Raw genomic sequence first — 18,757 nt, 5'->3', positions numbered from 1 at the left:
TTCAGCTATAGGCAGCCTTGCTGAGAATATCGCTTACCCATTGGTTGATGCTCTTTTCGGCCAGCTCCGCCTTGGCCGCCACACTGGCGTGAAGGGTAGGCTCAAGGCGTAGGCTGAGCTTGCCGGAATAAGTTTTGTGCGGTTCCCGCCCAAGGCGTTCGCAAGTCTCAAGATAATCGTCAACGGCTTCTTCAAATGCCTGGCGCAACTCACTGATCGATTCGCCATGAAAACCTATCACGTCGCGAATACCGGCGACATGGCCGATCAGCAACTGGTCTTCGTCGCTGTATTCGATACGAGCGGCGTATCCGCGGTAAGTCATTACATTCATGGTAATACTCCTGCCTGCTCAATGAACTGGCGGGCGTCTCTTAGTTGATAGGGCTTGGCGTGCCTTTCCGGATGAGGGCGGTGGAAGGTTGCCACTGCTCCATTGAGTTCAAAGCGAACCCGTGATCCTCTTCCTTCTACGACCCTGGCACCCAGGGATACCAGCAGAGACTCCACCCGCGCCCACTCCAGTGTTCTGGGAACCGGCCTTTTAAGTAATGCTTCAAGTGTGGCTTGCTGATGATTATTCATGGTATCAGATTATGATACCAGTCAAGAGAGCTCAATGAACGTGCGGTAGGAGGGAGTAGATCACGGTTGAAGGAAAATTCTGAGACGTTGACCGAGGGGCATTCAAGCCCCTCGGTCAACGCGAGCACTTAGTGCTTGATCATCACATGCCGCACACAGGTGTAGTCCTCCAGCCCATACATCGACATGTCCTTGCCATACCCCGAATGCTTCTGCCCGCCATGGGGCATTTCGCTGACCAGCATGAAGTGGGTGTTCACCCAGGTGCAGCCGTACTGCAAGCGCGCCGCCAGGCGGTGGGCGCGGCCGGTGTCGCGGGTCCATACCGATGAGGCCAGGCCGTAGTTGGAGTCGTTGGCCCATTCCAGCGCCTGCGCTTCGTCTGTGAAGCGGGTGACCGATACCACCGGGCCGAACACTTCGTTGCGTACGATCTCGTCGTCCTGCAGGGCGTCGGCCAGCACGGTAGGCTCGAAGAAAAAGCCATCGCCCGCTATTGGCTTGCCACCGGTTACCAGACGAATGTGCGGCTGGGCGATGGCCCGCTGCACCAACCCGGCGACCTTGTCGCGGTGCTGGGCGCTGATCAGTGGCCCCAGTTCGGTTTCTTCAGACTCCTGCAGGCCCGGCTTGAGGCTGGCTACGGCTTTACCCAGGCGTTCGACAAAGCGCTCGTAGATCCCGTCCTGCACATACAGGCGGCAGGCTGCGGTGCAGTCCTGGCCGGCGTTGTAGAAGCCGAAGGTGCGGATGCCGTCGATGGCGGCATCGATGTCAGCGTCATCGAACACCAGCACCGGCGCCTTGCCGCCCAGCTCCATGTGCATGCGTTTCACGCTGTCGGCGGTGGCGCTGATGATGTGCGCGCCGGTGGGGATCGAGCCGGTCAGCGACACCATGCGCACCTTGGGGTGGGTTATCAACGGGTTGCCGACCGTCTGGCCGCGGCCGAAGAGAATGTTCAGCACCCCCGGCGGCAGCAAGTCCTGGGCCAGCTCGCCCAGGCGCAGGGCCGTCAGCGGCGTCAGCTCGGACGGCTTTATCACCACGGTGTTGCCGGCAGCCAGGGCTGGGGCGATCTTCCAGGCCAGCATCATCAGCGGGTAGTTCCACGGCGCGATGGACGCCACCACACCCAACGGGTCGCGGCGGATCATCGAGGTGTGGCCCGGCAGGTACTCGCCTGCCGCCGAGCCGCCCAGGCAGCGCGCCGCACCGGCAAAGAAACGGAACACGTCGGCAATCGCCGGGATCTCGTCGTTGAGTGCAGCGCTCAGGGGCTTGCCGCAGTTCTGTGATTCCAGCCGGGCCAGTTCATCGCCATGGGCTTCGATGGCATCGGCCAGCGCCAGCAAGGCCTGCGAACGTTCTTTAGGGCTGGTTTGCGACCAGCTGTCGAAGGCCTGGTCGGCAGCGCGCACGGCACTGTCCACCTGCGCCTCGGTGGCTTCGTTGATCTGCGCCAGGGCAGTGCCCAGCGCCGGGTTGAGCACGGTCCAGGCCGGGCCTTGGCCAGCGACCAGCTGGCCATTGATCAGCATCTGCGTTTGCATCGGGGGCTCCTCCAGGGTCATTTTCCACCGCCCGCGACGCTGTCGCCGCCACGGGTCAGGTAATAGGCGCCAAGAATCGGCAGCATGGTCACCAGCATCACCAGCATGGCGACAACGTTGGTCACGGGCACGTCGCGCGGGCGGCTGAGCTGGTTGAGCAGCCAGATCGGCAGGGTGCGCTCGTGGCCGGCGGTGAACGTGGTGACGATGATTTCATCGAACGACAAGGCAAAGGCCAGCATGCCGCCCGCCAGCAGCGCCGAGCCGAGGTTGGGCAGGACGATGTAGCGGAAGGTCTGCCAACCGTCGGCACCAAGGTCCATCGAGGCTTCGATCAGGCTTTGCGAGGTACGCCGCAGGCGGGCGATCACATTGTTGTAGACGATCACCACGCAGAACGTGGCGTGGCCGACTACGATGGTGAACACCCCGGGCTCTATCCCCAGCGTCTTGAACGCCGAGAGCAGGGCGATGCCGGTGATGATGCCTGGCAGGGCGATGGGCAGAATCAGCACCAGCGAAATGCTCTCCTTGCCGAAGAAGCTGCGCCGATAGAGCGCCGCCGAGGCCAGCGTACCGAGCACCAGTGCGATCAAGGTGGCCAGGCAAGCCACCTGCAGCGACAGCTTGATTGCCTCGAGCACATCGGGCCGGGTGAAGGCCACGTCGATCCACTTCAGGGTAAAGCCCTTGGGCGGAAAGCTGAACGCCGCGTCTTCGGTGTTGAAGGCGTACAGGAAGATGATCAGGATCGGGAAGTGCAGGAACAGCAACCCGCCCCAGGCCGCCAGGCGCAGCCCTGCAGACGCTTTTTCAGAGTGCATCGAAAGCCCCCAGGCGCTTGACGATGGCCAGGTATACCGCGATCAGCACGATTGGCACCAAGGTGAACGCGGCGGCCATCGGCATGTTGCCGATCGCCCCTTGCTGGGCATAGACCATGCTGCCGATGAAGTAGCCGGGCGGGCCGACCAGCTGCGGCACGATGAAGTCGCCCAGGGTGAGCGAGAAGGTGAAGATCGAGCCGGCGGCGATGCCGGGGATCGACAGCGGCAGGATCACCTGCACGAAGGTTTGCCCTGGCCGGGCGCCCAGGTCGGCCGAAGCCTGCAGCAGCGACGGTGGCAAGCGCTCCAGCGAGGCCTGGATCGGCAGGATCATGAATGGCAGCCAGATGTACACGAACACCAGGAAGCGCCCCAGGTGTGAAGTCGACAGCGTGCTGCCGCCCACGCCCGGCACGGCCAGCACCGCCTGCAGCAGGCCATCCAGGTGCAACTGCTGGACGAACCACTGGGCCACGCCGCCCTTGGCCAGCAGCAGGGTCCAGGCATAGGTCTTGACGATGTAGCTGGCCCACATCGGCATCATCACCGCGATGTAGAAAAACGCCTTGGTCTTGCCGCTGGTGTAGCGCGCCATGTAATAGGCGATGGGGAAGGCCAGTACCGCGCTGGCCAGCGACACTGCCACCGCCATGCCCAGGGTGCGCAGGATGATGTCGAAGTTCGACGGGTTGAACAGCGCGGCGAAGTTGCCCAGGGTCAGGTCCGGGGTCACCGCCATGGTGAAGTCGTCGAAGGTATAGAAGCCCTGCCACAGCAGGTTCAGCAGCGAGCCCAGGTAAATCGCGCCGAACCAGGTCAGCGGCGGGATCAACAGCAGTGCCAGGTACAGGTTGGGGCGCCGGTACAGCAGGTTGGACAGGGTGCGCAGTGTGCTCATGTCAGCGGCCCTCGGTTTCCTGCAGCACCGTCATGGCCTCGCGGGGCCAGTGCGCCTGCAGGCGTTGCCCGAGCTGCCAGGCCTGCATCTGCTTCTGCCAGCGGTCATTGGCCTGGCTTACTGCCAGCAGTTGACCGTTGTCCAGCTGCAGTTCGTAGCGGGTGGCGCTGCCTTGGTACTGGACATCGTGCAGCACGCCGCTGACCTGTACCTCATGGCTGGTCACTACCGGGTCGCCCAGGCGAATGAGCTCGGGACGGATGGAAAAGGGCGCCGGGCTGCCGTTGATCTGCATGGCCAGCTCGCCCCGCACCACGTTGGACGTGCCGACAAATTCAGCGACGAAGGTTGTGCTGGGCTTCATGTACAGGTTGCGCGGGGTGTCGACCTGTTCGATACGGCCGCGGTTGAACACCGCGACCCGGTCGGACATCGACAGCGCCTCGGTCTGGTCGTGGGTGACGAAGATGAAGGTGATGCCCAGTTGGCGTTGCAGCTTTTTCAGCTCGCCTTGCATCTGTTCGCGCAATTTCAGGTCCAGCGCGCCCAGTGGCTCATCCAGCAGCAGCACCCGCGGCCGGTTGACCAACGCCCGGGCCAGGGCCACGCGCTGACGCTGGCCGCCAGACAGCTGTGCCGGCTTGCGCGCGCCATAGCCGGCCAGGGCCACCATGGCCAGGGCTTCTTCGGCGCGGCTGTGGCGTTCGGCCTTGCCCACGCCTTTTACCTTCAGGCCATAGGCGATGTTCTCCAGCACGTTCATGTGCGGGAACAGCGCATAGTCCTGGAACACAGTGTTGACGTCACGTTGGTAGGGCGGCAGGCCAGCGGCCTCGACCCCTTGGATGCGGATCGAACCGCTGGAGGGTTGCTCGAAGCCTGCGATCAGGCGCAGGCAGGTGGTCTTGCCCGAGCCGGAAGGGCCGAGCATGGAAAAGAACTCGCCATCGATGATGTCGATGCTGACCTGGTCGACGGCCTTGACCTCGCCGAAGGTGCGGGAAACCTGGGTGAACTGGACGGCTAGGGGCATGCGTGGACTCCGGACAACAAGGGTTCTCCTGTGCCGGCCTCTTCGCGGGTGAACCCGCTCCTACAGGGCGCGCCACCCTTGCAGGCGGTGAAGAACCTGGGGGAGCGGGCTTGCCCGGGAAAAGGCCGGTACAGGCATTCAGGCAACCTCAGCGACCACCCATGATCGCAATGTAGTCCTGGGTCCAGCGGCTGTAAGGCACGAACTTGCCCCCTTGGGCCTGCGGTGTTTTCCAGAAGGCAATCTTGTCGAAGTTGTCGAAGCCGTTGGTCTTGCAGCCCTCGGCCCCCAGCAGCTCGCTGCCGGTGCACGCCGCCGGCACAGCCGGCAACGAGCCGAACCAGGCCGCCACATCGCCTTGCACCTTAGGTTGCAACGACCAGTCCATCCACTTGTAGGCGCAATTGGGGTGCTTGGCTTCGGCGTGCAGCATGGTGGTGTCGGCCCAGCCGGTCGCGCCCTCCTTGGGAATGGTCGAGGCCACTGGCTGGTTCTCGGCCTTGAGGCCATTGACCATGTAGCCCCAGGAGCTGGAGGCAACCACGCCTTCGTTTTTTACATCGCTCATCTGGACCGTGGCGTCATGCCAATAGCGGTGGATCAGCGGTTGCTGCTGGCGCAGCAGTTCCAGCACGGCCTTGTATTGTGCCTCGTTCAGTTCGTACGGGTCCTTGATGCCCAGTTCAGGCCTGGCCGACTTCAGGTACAGCGCTGCATCGGCGATGTAGATCGGCCCGTCGTAGGCTTGCACGCGGCCCTTGTTCGGCTTGCCGTCGGGCAGGTTCTGCGGCTCGAAGACCACGCTCCAGCTGGTGGGTGCCTGCTTGAAGGTGTCGGTGTTGTACAGCAGCACGTTTGGCCCCCACTGGTACGGCGTGCCGTACACCTGCTTGTCGACCACATACCAGCTACCGTTCTGCAGGCGCGGGTCGATGGTCTTCCAGTTGGGGATCAAGGCGGTGTTGATCGGCTGTACGCGCTTGCCTGCAATCAGCCGCAGCGATGCATCGCCCGAGGCGGTGACCAGGTCATAGCCGCCCTTGGTCATCAGACTGACCATCTCGTCCGAGGTGGCGGCCGTTTTCACGCTGACCTTGCAGCCGGTTTCCTTTTCGAAACCGGTCACCCAGTCGTAGGCCTTGTCGCTTTCACCGCGTTCGATGTAGCCGGGCCAGGCGACGATGTCCAGGCGCCCCTCGCCGGCCCCCAGGGCCTTGGGCGCTTCGGCGGCCTGCAGGCTGGCGCCGGCCAGCATGGCGCAGGTGGTGGCGCCGAGCAATGCGGTCTTGTGCACTGACATGGTGTTCCCTCTTCTTGGCGATCTTGTTCGGGCAGTCATGAGGCAAGCAGTGAAACAATCGTTATAAGCGTAGTGCGTGAGTGCGAGGTATTGGCGATATCGAGTCTAGTTGGCTTTTTGCCAGCTAACGCAACATCCTGAAGCAAATCCCTGCATGGCGTGTGCTCGGCCAAGCCTTACTCTGGCGTTTGAATCTTCTTACGTGGAGACACGCGAATGAATACCCGGGGCTTGCTTGATCAACTCCTTAAATCCGGCCAGCAACTGCTCGAAAAGCAGGGGGGCGCCACCAAGCCTGGCAGCCCTTCGGGCGGGTTGGGCGGGTTGTTGTCCGGGGCAGGGGGCGGCCTGCTGGGTGGGGGCGCTCTGGGCCTGTTGCTGGGTAGCAAGAAGGCCCGCAAGTACGGTGGCAAGGCCCTGACTTACGGCGGCCTCGCCGCGCTGGGGGTACTGGCCTATAAAGCTTACGGCAACTGGCAGGCAAACCAGCGGGGGGCCGCAGCCGAGCCTCAAACCATCGACCGCCTGCCGCCGGCCCAGGCCGAGCAGCACAGCCAGGCGGTACTGCGCGCCCTGGTGGCGGCGGCCAAGTCCGATGGCCATATCGACGAGCGCGAGCGGGCGCTGATCGAGGGCGAATTCACGCGCCTGGACAGCGACCGCGAATTGCAGCACTGGCTGCATGCCGAGCTGAACAAGCCGCTGGACCCGGCCGAAGTGGCCCGCGCTGCGCAAACGCCGGAGATGGCTGCCGAGATGTACCTGGCCAGCGTGATGATGGTCGATCAGGAAAACTTCATGGAGCGTGCCTACCTGGACGAGCTGGCACGTCAGCTGCAACTGGACCCGGGCTTGCGCCAGGAGCTGGAAAGCCAGGTGCGGTTGGCTGCTGCGTAGTGGCAGTGCTTGCCACGCCGTATTCAGCGCCTGTGAGACCGAGCGCCGCCCGCGCGGCGCATCGCGAGCAAGCTCGCTCCTACATCTGTTTCGGGCCAGTTATTCCTGAGGCAGAGGTGCGCGGCCCCTTGGTGCCCACCTCGATATTGTGTGGAACAAACAAGGCGGTCTCGCGCGTGGGTGCAGGCAATACTGGCCTGAAACAGATGTAGGAGCGAGCTTGCTCGCGATGCGCCGCGCGGGCGGCGCTCGGTCTCACAGGCGCAAAATTCCTAACGCCAAGCACATCAAAACCCTAAGCCCTCTGGGCTATACTTCGGCGATTTTTCCCGCTCGTTGTGAATTCCTGAGGGCTGAATGTGAAGAACTGGACCTTGCGCCAACGGATCCTGGCAAGTTTCGCCGTGATCATCGCCATCATGCTGCTGATGATCGTGGCCGCCTACTCGCGGTTGGTGACTATCGAAACCGCCGAAGAGGCGGTGGGGACCGACAGCATTCCCGGCGTCTACTACAGCTCGATGATTCGCAGCGCCTGGGTTGACAGCTACGTCACCAGCCAGCAACTGGTGGGCCTGTCCAACCATCGTGAAATCACTCCGGCCGACCTGGAACTGTTCAGAAGCTTCGATAACCGGCTGAAGCAATACATGGCCAGCTACCAGGCCACCATCCAGGACAAAGACGACCAGGCCCGATTTGACAGCTTCGTGCAACTGGAAGAAAGCTACCTCAAGATCGTCAACCAGGTGCTCGATGCGTACGGTCAGCGCAACTACGACGAGGCCCAGCGGCTGATCACCGAGGTCCTCACTCCGGCCTGGAAGGATGGGCGCGAGCACCTGAATGAAGTGATCGAGAATAATCGGGCCTCTGCCGATGCCGCCACCAACGATATCGTCAACGCAGTCAACACGGCAAAGGGCAGCATGGTGGTCTCACTGCTGCTGGCAATCGTCGCTGCCGGCATCTGCGGCCTGTTGCTGCTGCGCGCTATCACAGCGCCCATGCAGCGTATCGTGCATGCCCTCGACAAGCTGCGTTCCGGTGACCTGAGCATGCGCCTGAGCCTGGATCGCAAGGACGAATTCGGTGCCATCGAAAGCGGCTTCAACGAAATGGCCGAGGCACTGGCCAACCTGGTGGCCCAGGCCCAACGCTCGTCGGTGCAGGTGACCACTTCGGTCACCGAAATTGCCGCCACCTCCAAGCAGCAGCAGGCCACCGCCACCGAGACGGCCGCCACCACCACCGAAATCGGCGCCACCTCGCGGGAAATCGCCGCGACTTCGCGGGACCTGGTGCGCACCATGACCGAAGTGACGACGGCTGCTGATCAGGCATCCAGTCTGGCAGGCTCCGGGCAGCAGGGCCTGGCACGCATGGAAGAGACCATGCACCAGGTGATGGGCGCTGCCGACCTGGTCAATGCCAAGCTCGGTATCCTCAACGAGAAGGCCAGCAACATCACCCAGATGGTGGTAACCATCGTCAAGGTTGCCGACCAGACCAATCTGCTGTCGCTCAACGCCGCCATCGAAGCGGAAAAGGCCGGTGAATATGGCCGCGGCTTTGCCGTGGTCGCGACCGAAGTGCGCCGCCTGGCCGACCAGACCGCCGTGGCCACCTACGACATCGAGCAAATGGTGCGCGAGATCCAGTCGGCAGTGTCGGCCGGTGTCATGGGGATGGACAAGTTCTCCGAAGAAGTGCGCCGCGGCATGTTCGAGGTGCAACAGGTGGGCGAGCAACTGAGCCAGATCATTCACCAGGTGCAGGCCTTGGCGCCGCGCGTATTGATGGTCAACGAAGGCATGCAGGCCCAGGCCACCGGTGCCGAGCAGATCAACCAGGCGCTGGCCCAGCTCAGCGATGCCAGCACCCAGACTGTCGAGTCGCTGCGCCAGGCCAGCTATGCCATCGACGAGCTGAGCCAGGTGGCCGCGGGCCTGCGTGGCGGCGTGTCGCGCTTCAAAGTCTGACCGCGATGAACGACTTGCAACTGCGCACCGCGCGGGCGGCGAACACCGAGGGGGCGTTGTACCTGCAGTTTCGCATCAGAGCGCAGCGTTTTGCCCTGAGCGTGCACGAGGTGATCGAAGTGTTGCCGCGTCAGCCGCTCAAGCCGATCGCCCAGGCACCTGCCTGGGTCGCGGGCATTCTCGCCCATCGTGGTCAGCTGGTTCCGGTCATCGACCTTGCCGCCTTGAGCTTTGGCCAGCCGGCGGTGCAACGCACCAGCACCCGCCTGGTGCTGGTGCACTACCGAGGCGGCCTGCAGCTTGGCCTGATCCTGGAGCAGGCCACCGAAACCCTGCGTTGCCAACCGGACGAGTTCCAGCCCTATGGGGTGGACACAGGCGATGCGCCTTATCTGGGCCCGGTGCGCCAGGATGCCCAAGGCCTGCTGCAGCGCATCGAAGTCAATGACCTGCTGCCCGACACCGTGCACGCATTGCTGTACACGCAAGACCCGACAGGGATGCCTACATGAACGAACAGCGTTTCTTCCGCTTCTTGCGCGAGCGTATTGGCCTGGACGTGGAGTCGGTGGGCGCGCCCATGGTCGAACGCGCGCTGCGCCAACGTTGCGTGGCTGCGGGCGCAATGGACCTGGACGATTACTGGCTGCGCCTGCAGCAATCGGCAGATGAGCAACAGGCGCTGATCGAAGCGGTGATCGTCCCGGAAACCTGGTTTTTCCGTTACCCCGAATCCTTCACTGCGCTGGCCAGCCTGGCCCATAAACGGCTGGCTCAACTGGCTGGCGCGCGCCCGCTGCGATTGCTCAGCCTGCCGTGCTCTACCGGCGAGGAGCCCTATTCGCTGGCCATGGCCTTGTTTGACGCCGGCATGGCGCCTGGGGCATTCCTTGTCGATGGAATGGACATCAGCCCAAGTTCGGTAGCCAAGGCCGGGCAGGCGGTATATGGGCGCAATGCGTTCCGGGGTAGCGAACTGGGCTTTCGCGAGCGCTACTTCGATGCTCTGGACGAAGGCCACCGCCTGCATGAGCGGGTACGCCAGCAAGTCAGCCTGCGGGTGGGCAATGTGCTTGACCCGGCGCTGGCCAGCCGCGACGGCCTGTATGACTTCGTGTTCTGTCGCAACCTGTTGATCTATTTCGACGTACCGACCCAACAGCGTGTGTTCGAAGTGCTCAAGCGCTTGCTGCATCCGCAGGGTGTGCTGTTCATCGGCCCGGCCGAAGGCAGCTTGCTGGCACGCATGGGCATGCGTCCATTGGGGATCGCCCAGTCGTTTGCCTATGTGCGTCACGAAGGCGACAGCGCTCCCTTGGCGGCGGCACCCGCCCAAACTGCCAAGCGTGCGTTCACGACGTTGCCCGCACCGGTTTATCCGCAGCCCAGTGTGCCGTTGCCTCGTTCGCTGCGTGTGCTGCCGGTGGCGGCCAGGCCAGCGCGAGCCCGCGAGCACAGCCACGAGGGGGCCAGCGAGTTGCTGGCCGGCATTGCCCGGCTGGCCAATGCCGGTGCCAGCGAGCAGGCCCGTAGCGAATGCCAACGCTACCTGAGCCAGTACCCGCCGTCGGCACAGGTGTACTACTGGCTGGGTTTGCTCAGTGATACCGAAGGCGATGCGCAGCAGGCGCTGAGCCACTATCGCAAGGCCCTGTACCTGGAACCACAGCACCCCGAGGCGCTGGTGCACCTGGCCGCCTTGCTGGCGGCCCAGGGTGACCTGGCCGGCGCTCGGCGCCTTCAGGAGCGCGCGGCGCGGGCTGGCCGGGAGTCTGAACGATGAACAGTGAATCCGCGATGCAATTGCTCGCCGAGGATGACGCGCACATCGACGACTGCTGGAACCGCATTGGCGTGCGCGGCGACAAGCATTGCCCACTGCTGGAGCGGCATGTTCATTGCCGCAATTGCGAGGTGTATGCCGCTGCGGCCACGCGTTTGCTCGACCGCTATGCGCTGGTGCAGGAGCACCAGGCTGCAGCGGTGCAGCCGGATGCGGAAAACACCGGTCGTTCGATGCTGCTGTTCCGTCTGGGCGAAGAGTGGCTGGCGCTGGCTACCGCCTGCCTGGCCGAAATCGCCCCGTTGCAGGCGGTGCATTCATTGCCGCACCAGCGCTCGCGGCTGCTGCACGGGGTTGCCAATGTACGCGGTGCGTTGGTGCCGTGCCTGTCCCTGGCTGACTTGCTCGGGGTGCAGGCCGGCTCCACCGAGCAACGCAGCGCACGGGCGATGCCACGTATGCTGATTCTGGCCGCCGAAGGCGGGCCGGTGGTGATGGCTGTCGAGGAAATCGACGGTATTCACCGGCTCGACCCGCAGTTGCTGGGCAGTGGCCGGGACGCCACACGCTTCACCGCCGCAGTCCTGCAGTGGCGCGGCCGCAGCGTGCGGGTTCTGGACGATCAACACTTACTGTCTGCCGTGCAGCGGAGCCTGTCATGACCCCAGAGCAAATGCGCGACGCATCGTTGCTCGAACTGTTCAGCCTGGAGGCCGAGGCGCAGACCCAAGTGCTCAATGCCGGCCTGATGGCACTGGAGCGCAACCCTACCCAGGCCGACCAGCTCGAGGCCTGCATGCGCGCTGCCCACTCGCTCAAGGGGGCTGCGCGCATTGTCGGGGTGGATGCTGGCGTCAGTGTCGCCCACGTGATGGAAGACTGCCTTGTGGCGGCCCAGGAAGGCCGACTGCGGCTGACCGCCGAGCATATTGACGCGCTGTTGCAAGGTACCGACCTGCTGATGCGTATTGCCACACCCGGTGATGCCGGGGCGCAGGCGACCTTGCCGGTGTTTCTTGCGCAAATGGCCAGCCTGCTCGACCCGGGCGCCTCTGCCATGCCTGTCGTGCCACCGGCGGCATCCGTGCCGCCGCTGGCAACCCTGCCGCCTGCCCCCATGGTAATGCCAGCCGAACCACCGGAACCAGAGCCCGAACCCGCCCTGCGGCGCAAGGCTGGCAAGCGCGCTGGCGAAGGTGCCGAGCGGGTACTGCGTGTCACCGCCGACCGCCTCAATAGCCTGCTTGACCTGTCCAGCAAGTCGCTGGTGGAAACCCAGCGGCTCAAGCCATATCTGGCTACCCTGCAGCGCCTAAAGCGCATGCACGGCCAGGGTATGCAGGCGCTTGACGGCTTGCGCATGCAGCTGGAAGACACGGGGCAGGGCAACGAGGTGCTCGAGGCCTTGGCACAGACCCAGCGCCTGCTGGCAGAGACCCAGCAGATTCTGCAGCAGCAGGCGGCCGACCTGGATGAGTTCGGCTGGCAGGCCAGCCAGCGTGCGCAGTTGTTGTATGACACTGCCCTGGCCTGCCGGATGCGGCCGTTTGCCGACGTGCTGACCGGGCAAAGCCGCATGGTCCGCGACCTGGGCCGTTCGCTGGGCAAGCCGGTGCGGCTGGTGGTGGAAGGGGAGAAGACCCAGGTCGACCGCGATGTGCTGGAAAAGCTCGAAGCACCGCTGACCCACCTGTTGCGCAATGCCGTCGACCACGGCATCGAATTGCCCGAGCGGCGCCTGCTGGCGGGCAAGCCGGACGAGGGGGTGATCCGCCTGCGGGCTTCGCACCAGGCGGGCATGCTCAGCCTGGAGCTGATCGACGATGGCGCCGGTATCGACCTGGAACGCCTGCGCAGCAGCATCGTCGAGCGTGCCCTGTCGCCCGCTGACACGGTGGCGCGGATGAGTGAAGCGGAGCTGCTGACGTTCCTGTTCCTGCCCGGTTTCAGCCTGCGTGACAAGGTTACCGAAGTGTCCGGGCGCGGTGTGGGGCTGGATGCGGTGCAGCACTTGATCCGCGAGTTGCGCGGCTCGATCGAGTTGACCCAGGTGGCAGGGCAGGGCTGTCGCTTCCATCTTCAGGTGCCGCTGACCCTGTCGGTCGTTCGCAGCCTGGTGGTCGAGGTGGGCGGTGAGGCTTACGCCTTCCCGCTGGCGCATATCGAACGCACGCTGGAAGTGACCGCCGAACAGATCGTGCAGATCGAAGGGCGCCAGCATTTCTGGCACGAAGGCCGGCATATTGGCCTGGTGGCGGCCAGCCAGTTGCTCAATCGCCCGGCTGGGCAAAGCGATGAAGCCAGCCTGCGGGTAGTGGTGATTCGTGAGCGCGAGCAGTTGTATGGCGTGGCCGTGGAGCGGCTGGTGGGGGAGCGGGTGCTGGTCGTGATGCCACTCGACCCACGCCTGGGGAAGGTGCAGGACATTTCCTCCGGCGCCTTGCTCGATGATGGCTCGGTGGTCCTGATCGTCGATGTCGAAGACTTGCTACGCTCGCTGGAAAAACTGCTCAGCACGGGCAGCCTGGAGCGCATCGAGCGCGGCAGCAGCGGAGCCCGTGGCGTAGTCCGCAAACGCATCCTGGTGGTCGACGACTCGCTGACCGTACGCGAACTGCAGCGCAAGCTGCTGGGCAACCGTGGCTACGACGTGGCGGTGGCGGTGGATGGCATGGACGGCTGGAACGCCCTGCGCAGTGAGGACTTCGACCTGTTGATCACCGACATCGACATGCCGCGCATGGACGGTATCGAGCTGGTTACCCTGGTGCGTCGCGACCAGCGCCTGCAGTCATTGCCGGTGATGGTGGTGTCCTATAAAGACCGTGAGGAAGACCGACGGCGTGGCCTGGACGCCGGCGCCGACTACTATTTGGCAAAGGCCAGTTTCCACGACGATGCGTTGCTGGATGCTGTTGTGGAACTGATCGGAGTTGCTCAGGGATGAAGATCGCCATCGTCAATGACATGCCCCTGGCCGTCGAAGCGTTGCGCCGGGCGGTCGCCCTGGAGCCCGCACACCAGGTCGTGTGGGTGGCCAGCAACGGTGCCGAGGCGGTGCAGCGTTGCACCGAGCAGTTACCGGACCTGATCCTCATGGACCTGATCATGCCGGTGATGGACGGTGTCGAGGCAACCCGGCGGATCATGGCCGAAACCCCGTGCGCCATTGTCATCGTCACGGTCGACCGTAAACAGAACGTCCACCGGGTATTCGAGGCCATGGGCCATGGCGCCCTCGATGTGGTCGACACCCCAGCGCTGGGTGCCGGCGATGCCCGCGAAGCGGCGGCGCCGTTGCTGCGCAAGATCCTCAATATCGGCTGGCTGGTCGGCCAGCAGCGTGCACCTGCCGCAAGGTCGGTGGCTGCACCGCTGCGCGAGGCTTCCCAGCGCCGCGGGTTGGTGGCAATCGGGTCTTCGGCGGGTGGCCCGGCAGCACTCGAAGTGCTGCTCAAGGGTTTGCCGGCAGCGTTTCCGGCGGCCATCGTGCTGGTCCAGCATGTGGACCAGGTGTTTGCCGCAGGCATGGCCGAATGGCTCAGCAGCGCAGCAGGCCTGCCGGTGCGCCTGGCCCGTGAAGGCGAACCGCCGCAGCCAGGGCAGGTACTCCTGGCCGGTACCAACCACCACATTCGCCTGCTACAGAATGGCCAACTGGCCTACACTGCCGAACCTGTGAATGAAATCTACCGGCCCTCGATCGATGTGTTCTTCGAGAGCGTGGCACGTTACTGGAATGGTGATGCAGTGGGCGTGCTGCTCACCGGCATGGGCCGCGACGGTGCCCAGGGCCTGAAGCTGATGCGTCAGCAGGGCTTTCTGACCATTGCCCAGGACCAGGCCAGCAGCGCGGTGTACGGCATGCCCAAGGCTGCTGCGGCTATTGATGCCGCCGTGGAAATCCGCCCGCTGGAACGCATTGCCGGGCGCTTGACTGAATTTTTCGCAAAATGACGAAATGTATTGAATCACGCCGCCAGGCCGGTAGTGATCGGGTGAACAATGATGAATGATTTACCGATCGAAGGTTTCGCGACCACCAACGAAAACTCGGCGATGGTGCTGCTGGTCGACGATCAGGCCATGATCGGCGAAGCGGTGCGGCGTGGCTTGGCCAATGAAGACAACATCGACTTCCACTTCTGTGCCGACCCGCACCAGGCGGTGGCCCAGGCCATGCGCATCAAGCCCACGGTCATTCTTCAAGACCTGATCATGCCTGGGCTGGACGGCTTGACCCTGGTGCGCGAGTACCGCAACAACCCGGTGACCCAGGACATCCCGATCATCGTCCTGTCGACCAAGGAAGACCCGCTGGTGAAGAGTGCGGCATTTGCCGCCGGGGCCAACGATTACCTGGTCAAGCTGCCTGACACCATCGAACTGGTGGCACGCATCCGTTATCACTCGCGCTCCTACCTGACCCTGCTGCAGCGCGACGAGGCCTACCGTGCCCTGCGCGTCAGCCAGCAGCAGCTGCTTGATTCCAACCTGATGCTGCAGCGGCTGATGAACTCCGATGGCCTGACCGGGCTGTCCAACCGTCGCCACTTTGACGAGTACCTGGAGCTGGAGTGGCGCCGGGCCATGCGTGAACAGCAGCAGTTGTCGTTGCTGATGATCGACGTGGATTACTTCAAAGTCTACAACGATAGCTTTGGCCATCTGGCCGGTGACGAGGCCTTGCGCCAGGTGGCCGAAGCCATCCGTAGCTCGTGCTCGCGGCCGACCGACCTGCCGGCGCGCTATGGCGGCGAAGAGTTTGCCCTGGTGCTGCCCAACACCTCGCCAGGCGGGGCGCGGCTGGTGGCCGAAAAACTGCGCCAGACCGTGCTGGGCCTTGGCATCCCGCATACTGCGCCGACGGCTGATACGTTCTTGACCGTGAGCATTGGCCTGGCCACCCAGACTCCGGCTATCGGCAGCCATTGCCGGCAGCTGATTTCGGCGGCCGATAAAGGTCTGTACCTGGCCAAGAACGGTGGGCGTAACCAAGTCGGCATCGCCTGAGCTCCTGGAGACGGCGCGGCCTGGGTGGGAGCGCAGGTTGCCCTATCGACATACGACCGCCCGGCGGGTCTGCCGCCATGCTGCGGACTCGGTTATACTCGCGGGCTTTTCACCGAATTCGCACGAGTAGCCCGCCCATGGAAATCCAACCGATCCTGAACACCATCAAGGACCTCACCGAGCGTTCCCAGTCAATTCGGGGGTATCTTTGACTACGATCACAAGCATGACCGCCTGATCGAAGTCAACCGCGAGCTGGAAGACCCCAACGTCTGGAACAAACCTGAGTACGCCCAGGCACTGGGCCGCGAGCGTGCCATGCTGGCCCAGGTCGTCGAGACCCTGGACAAGCTGTCCAACGGCCTGGGTGACTGCCAGGACCTGCTCGACATGGCCGTCGAAGAGAATGACGAAGGCGCTGTCGGCGACGTCGTGACCGAGCTGGAAAGCCTGGAAGAAAACCTGGCCCAGCTTGAGTTCCGTCGCATGTTCAGCGGCGAGATGGACATGAACAACGCCTACCTGGACATCCAGGCCGGTTCCGGTGGTACCGAAGCGCAGGACTGGGCCAACATCCTGCTGCGCATGTACCTGCGCTGGGCCGACAAGCGTGGTTTCGATGCCACCATCATCGAGCTTTCCGAAGGTGAAGTGGCCGGTATCAAAGGTGCAACCGTGCACATCAAGGGTGAATACGCCTTCGGCTGGCTGCGCACCGAAATCGGCGTGCACCGCCTGGTGCGCAAGAGCCCGTTCGACTCCGGTGCCCGTCGCCACACGTCGTTCTCGGCGGTGTTCGTATCGCCCGAGATCGACGACAAGGTCGAAATCGAGATCAACCCGTCCGACCTGCGCATCGACACCTACCGCTCCTCCGGTGCCGGTGGTCAGCACGTGAACACCACCGACTCGGCGGTCCGTATCACCCACGTACCGACCAATACCGTGGTGGCTTGCCAGAACGAACGTTCCCAGCACGCCAACAAGGACACCGCCATGAAAATGCTGCGGGCCAAGTTGTACGAACTGGAAATGCAGAAGCGCAATGCCGCCTCGCAGGCGCTGGAAGACAGCAAGTCGGACATCGGCTGGGGCCACCAGATCCGCTCTTACGTACTGGATGACTCGCGTATCAAGGACTTGCGTACCGGCGTCGAGCGTAGCGACTGCCAGAAAGTCCTGGACGGCGACCTTGACCAGTACCTGGAAGCGAGCCTCAAGCAGGGCCTGTAATTCGCACCCCCATGCCGCGCTACCTGGCCAGCCGCCGGTAGCGCGTGCCCTGCCCGGAACGGGCAACGAATACCTGATGGAAAGAATGACGACATGAGCGACCTCAAGACCGAATCGCAAGACCTGCAACAGGAAGAAAACGCCCTGATCGCCCTGCGCAAGGAAAAACTTGCCGCCGAGCGTGCCAAGGGCAATGCCTTCCCCAACGACTTCCGTCGCGACAGCTACTGCAACGACCTGCAGAAGCAATACGCGGACAAGACCAAGGAAGAGCTGGAAGCAGCCGCGATCCCGGTCAAGGTCGCCGGCCGCATCATGCTCAACCGTGGTTCGTTCATGGTTATCCAGGACATGACTGGCCGTATTCAGGTCTACGTCAACCGCAAGACCCTGCCGGAAGAAACCCTGGCCGCGGTCAAGACCTGGGACCTGGGCGACATCATCAGCGCCGAAGGCACCCTGGCCCGTTCCGGCAAGGGCGACCTGTACGTCGAAATGACCAACGTGCGCCTGCTGACCAAGTCGCTGCGCCCGCTGCCCGACAAGCACCACGGCCTGACCGACACCGAGCAGCGCTACCGCCAGCGCTACGTCGACCTGATGGTCAACGAAGAAACCCGCCACACCTTCCGTGTGCGTTCGCAGGTGATCTCGCACATCCGCAAGTTCCTCATCGAGCGTGACTTCCTCGAAGTCGAGACGCCGATGCTGCAGACCATCCCGGGCGGCGCCGCTGCCAAGCCGTTCGAAACCCACCACAATGCCCTGGACATGGCCATGTTCCTGCGTATCGCGCCGGAGCTGTACCTCAAGCGTCTGGTGGTTGGTGGTTTTGAGAAAGTGTTCGAGATCAACCGTAACTTCCGTAACGAAGGCGTTTCGACTCGTCACAACCCTGAATTCACCATGCTCGAGTTCTACCAGGCCTACGCCGACTACCGCGACAACATGGACCTCACCGAGGAACTGTTCCGCGAGCTGGCGCAACTGGTACTGGGCTCCACTGACGTACCGTACGGCGACAAGGTCTTCCACTTCGGCGAGCCGTTCGTGCGCCTGTCGGTGTTCGACTCGATCCTCAAGTACAACCCAGAGCTGACCGCCGCCGACCTGCAGGACGTCGACCGCGCCCGCGAGATTGCCAGGAAGGCCGGCGCCAAGGTGCTGGGCCATGAAGGCCTGGGCAAGCTGCAGGTGATGATTTTCGAAGAGCTGGTCGAGCACAAGCTGGAACAGCCGCACTTCATTACCGAGTACCCGTTCGAAGTGTCGCCGTTGGCCCGTCGCAACGACGACAACCCGGCCGTTACCGACCGTTTCGAGCTGTTCATCGGTGGCCGCGAAATCGCCAACGCCTACTCCGAGCTCAACGATGCCGAAGATCAGGCCGAGCGCTTCCTGGCCCAGGTGGCCGAGAAGGACGCGGGTGACGATGAAGCCATGCACTATGACGCCGACTTCGTTCGTGCGCTGGAGTACGGCATGCCGCCGACCGCCGGTGAAGGCATCGGCATCGACCGCCTGGTGATGCTGCTGACCAACTCGCCGTCGATCCGCGACGTCATCCTGTTCCCGCACATGCGTCCGCAGGCCTGAGTGAGCTGAACGAGCCGCCTTTCGAGGCGGCTTTTTCTTGCCTGAAGCTTTATGTTG

Annotated in this window: 17 protein-coding genes; 10 read left to right on the top strand and 7 right to left on the bottom strand. The window is 63.4% G+C overall.

Annotated features, from left to right (window positions below; all coding sequences use genetic code 11):
- Position 1 precedes the first annotated feature (1 nt).
- From ACF8FB_RS03610 to ydcS, 7 genes are all read right to left on the bottom strand, one after another.
- Complete coding sequence (locus ACF8FB_RS03610; protein WP_350298646.1) at positions 2-334, bottom strand: type II toxin-antitoxin system HicB family antitoxin; 333 nt, start codon at positions 332-334, stop codon at positions 2-4.
- Entirely contained in the window at positions 331-585 is a 255-nt protein-coding gene (locus ACF8FB_RS03605) for a type II toxin-antitoxin system HicA family toxin (protein WP_350298647.1), read from the bottom strand. Before ACF8FB_RS03605 ends, ACF8FB_RS03610 begins: the two co-directional genes overlap by 4 nt.
- A gap of 128 nt (positions 586-713) precedes the next feature.
- On the bottom strand, positions 714-2,138 hold the full coding sequence (locus ACF8FB_RS03600) for a gamma-aminobutyraldehyde dehydrogenase (protein WP_010952574.1): 1,425 nt from the start codon (positions 2,136-2,138) through the stop codon (positions 714-716).
- 17 nt (positions 2,139-2,155) lie between these two features.
- The gene (locus ACF8FB_RS03595) at positions 2,156-2,962 is read right to left on the bottom strand and encodes an ABC transporter permease (RefSeq protein ID WP_010952575.1); all 807 of its coding nucleotides are present in this window, start codon (positions 2,960-2,962) and stop codon (positions 2,156-2,158) included.
- On the bottom strand, positions 2,952-3,863 hold the full coding sequence (locus ACF8FB_RS03590) for an ABC transporter permease (RefSeq protein WP_010952576.1): 912 nt from the start codon (positions 3,861-3,863) through the stop codon (positions 2,952-2,954). The genes ACF8FB_RS03595 and ACF8FB_RS03590 overlap by 11 nt, the downstream gene beginning before the upstream one ends.
- Position 3,864: 1 nt before the next feature.
- On the bottom strand, positions 3,865-4,896 hold the full coding sequence (locus ACF8FB_RS03585; RefSeq protein ID WP_010952577.1) for an ABC transporter ATP-binding protein: 1,032 nt from the start codon (positions 4,894-4,896) through the stop codon (positions 3,865-3,867).
- Between the two features lie 148 nt (positions 4,897-5,044).
- The gene (gene ydcS / locus ACF8FB_RS03580; RefSeq protein WP_392511043.1) at positions 5,045-6,196 is read right to left on the bottom strand and encodes a putative ABC transporter substrate-binding protein YdcS; all 1,152 of its coding nucleotides are present in this window, start codon (positions 6,194-6,196) and stop codon (positions 5,045-5,047) included.
- Positions 6,197-6,412: 216 nt separating this feature from the next.
- Here ydcS and ACF8FB_RS03575 point away from each other — a divergent pair, with 216 nt between their 5' ends.
- The 10 genes from ACF8FB_RS03575 to lysS all read left to right on the top strand — a co-directional run bounded on the left by ACF8FB_RS03575 (position 6,413) and on the right by lysS (position 18,700).
- Positions 6,413-7,093, top strand: coding sequence for a tellurite resistance TerB family protein (locus ACF8FB_RS03575; protein WP_392511042.1), 681 nt, complete (start codon positions 6,413-6,415; stop codon positions 7,091-7,093).
- A gap of 359 nt (positions 7,094-7,452) precedes the next feature.
- Positions 7,453-9,075, top strand: a complete 1,623-nt coding sequence (locus ACF8FB_RS03570) for a methyl-accepting chemotaxis protein (protein WP_392509375.1) — start codon at positions 7,453-7,455, stop codon at positions 9,073-9,075.
- Positions 9,076-9,080: 5 nt separating this feature from the next.
- Positions 9,081-9,587 (top strand): chemotaxis protein CheW, encoded by a 507-nt coding sequence (locus ACF8FB_RS03565; RefSeq protein WP_010952582.1) that lies wholly within the window; start codon positions 9,081-9,083, stop codon positions 9,585-9,587.
- Positions 9,584-10,858: a CheR family methyltransferase gene (locus ACF8FB_RS03560; RefSeq protein WP_392509374.1), complete on the top strand. Its 1,275-nt coding sequence runs from the start codon at positions 9,584-9,586 to the stop codon at positions 10,856-10,858. The genes ACF8FB_RS03565 and ACF8FB_RS03560 overlap by 4 nt, the downstream gene beginning before the upstream one ends.
- The gene (locus tag ACF8FB_RS03555) at positions 10,855-11,520 is read left to right on the top strand and encodes a chemotaxis protein CheW (protein WP_392509373.1); all 666 of its coding nucleotides are present in this window, start codon (positions 10,855-10,857) and stop codon (positions 11,518-11,520) included. The genes ACF8FB_RS03560 and ACF8FB_RS03555 overlap by 4 nt, the downstream gene beginning before the upstream one ends.
- Positions 11,517-13,805 (top strand): hybrid sensor histidine kinase/response regulator, encoded by a 2,289-nt coding sequence (locus ACF8FB_RS03550; RefSeq protein ID WP_350298651.1) that lies wholly within the window; start codon positions 11,517-11,519, stop codon positions 13,803-13,805. The genes ACF8FB_RS03555 and ACF8FB_RS03550 overlap by 4 nt, the downstream gene beginning before the upstream one ends.
- Positions 13,802-14,815, top strand: coding sequence for a Wsp signal transduction system protein-glutamate methylesterase WspF (gene wspF / locus ACF8FB_RS03545; protein ID WP_010952586.1), 1,014 nt, complete (start codon positions 13,802-13,804; stop codon positions 14,813-14,815). Before ACF8FB_RS03550 ends, wspF begins: the two co-directional genes overlap by 4 nt.
- Positions 14,816-14,866: 51 nt before the next feature.
- The gene (gene wspR, locus ACF8FB_RS03540; RefSeq protein ID WP_029615556.1) at positions 14,867-15,871 is read left to right on the top strand and encodes a Wsp signal transduction system regulator diguanylate cyclase WspR; all 1,005 of its coding nucleotides are present in this window, start codon (positions 14,867-14,869) and stop codon (positions 15,869-15,871) included.
- Positions 15,872-16,008: 137 nt separating this feature from the next.
- Positions 16,009-17,104 (top strand): peptide chain release factor 2 gene (gene prfB / locus ACF8FB_RS03535; RefSeq protein ID WP_061405587.1). Its coding sequence is split into 2 segments (ribosomal slippage): positions 16,009-16,080 and positions 16,082-17,104, totalling 1,095 coding nucleotides; the frame shifts between segments, so codons are not numbered across the junction.
- Positions 17,105-17,197: 93 nt separating this feature from the next.
- Entirely contained in the window at positions 17,198-18,700 is a 1,503-nt protein-coding gene (lysS, locus tag ACF8FB_RS03530; RefSeq protein ID WP_010952588.1) for a lysine--tRNA ligase, read from the top strand.
- Positions 18,701-18,757: the final 57 nt, after the last annotated feature.

The sequence above is a fragment of the Pseudomonas sp. yb_2 genome, assembly GCF_043103905.1.
Taxonomy (GTDB): Bacteria; Pseudomonadota; Gammaproteobacteria; order Pseudomonadales; family Pseudomonadaceae; genus Aquipseudomonas; species Aquipseudomonas alloputida.
This window is presented reverse-complemented; position numbering and strand designations above follow the sequence as displayed.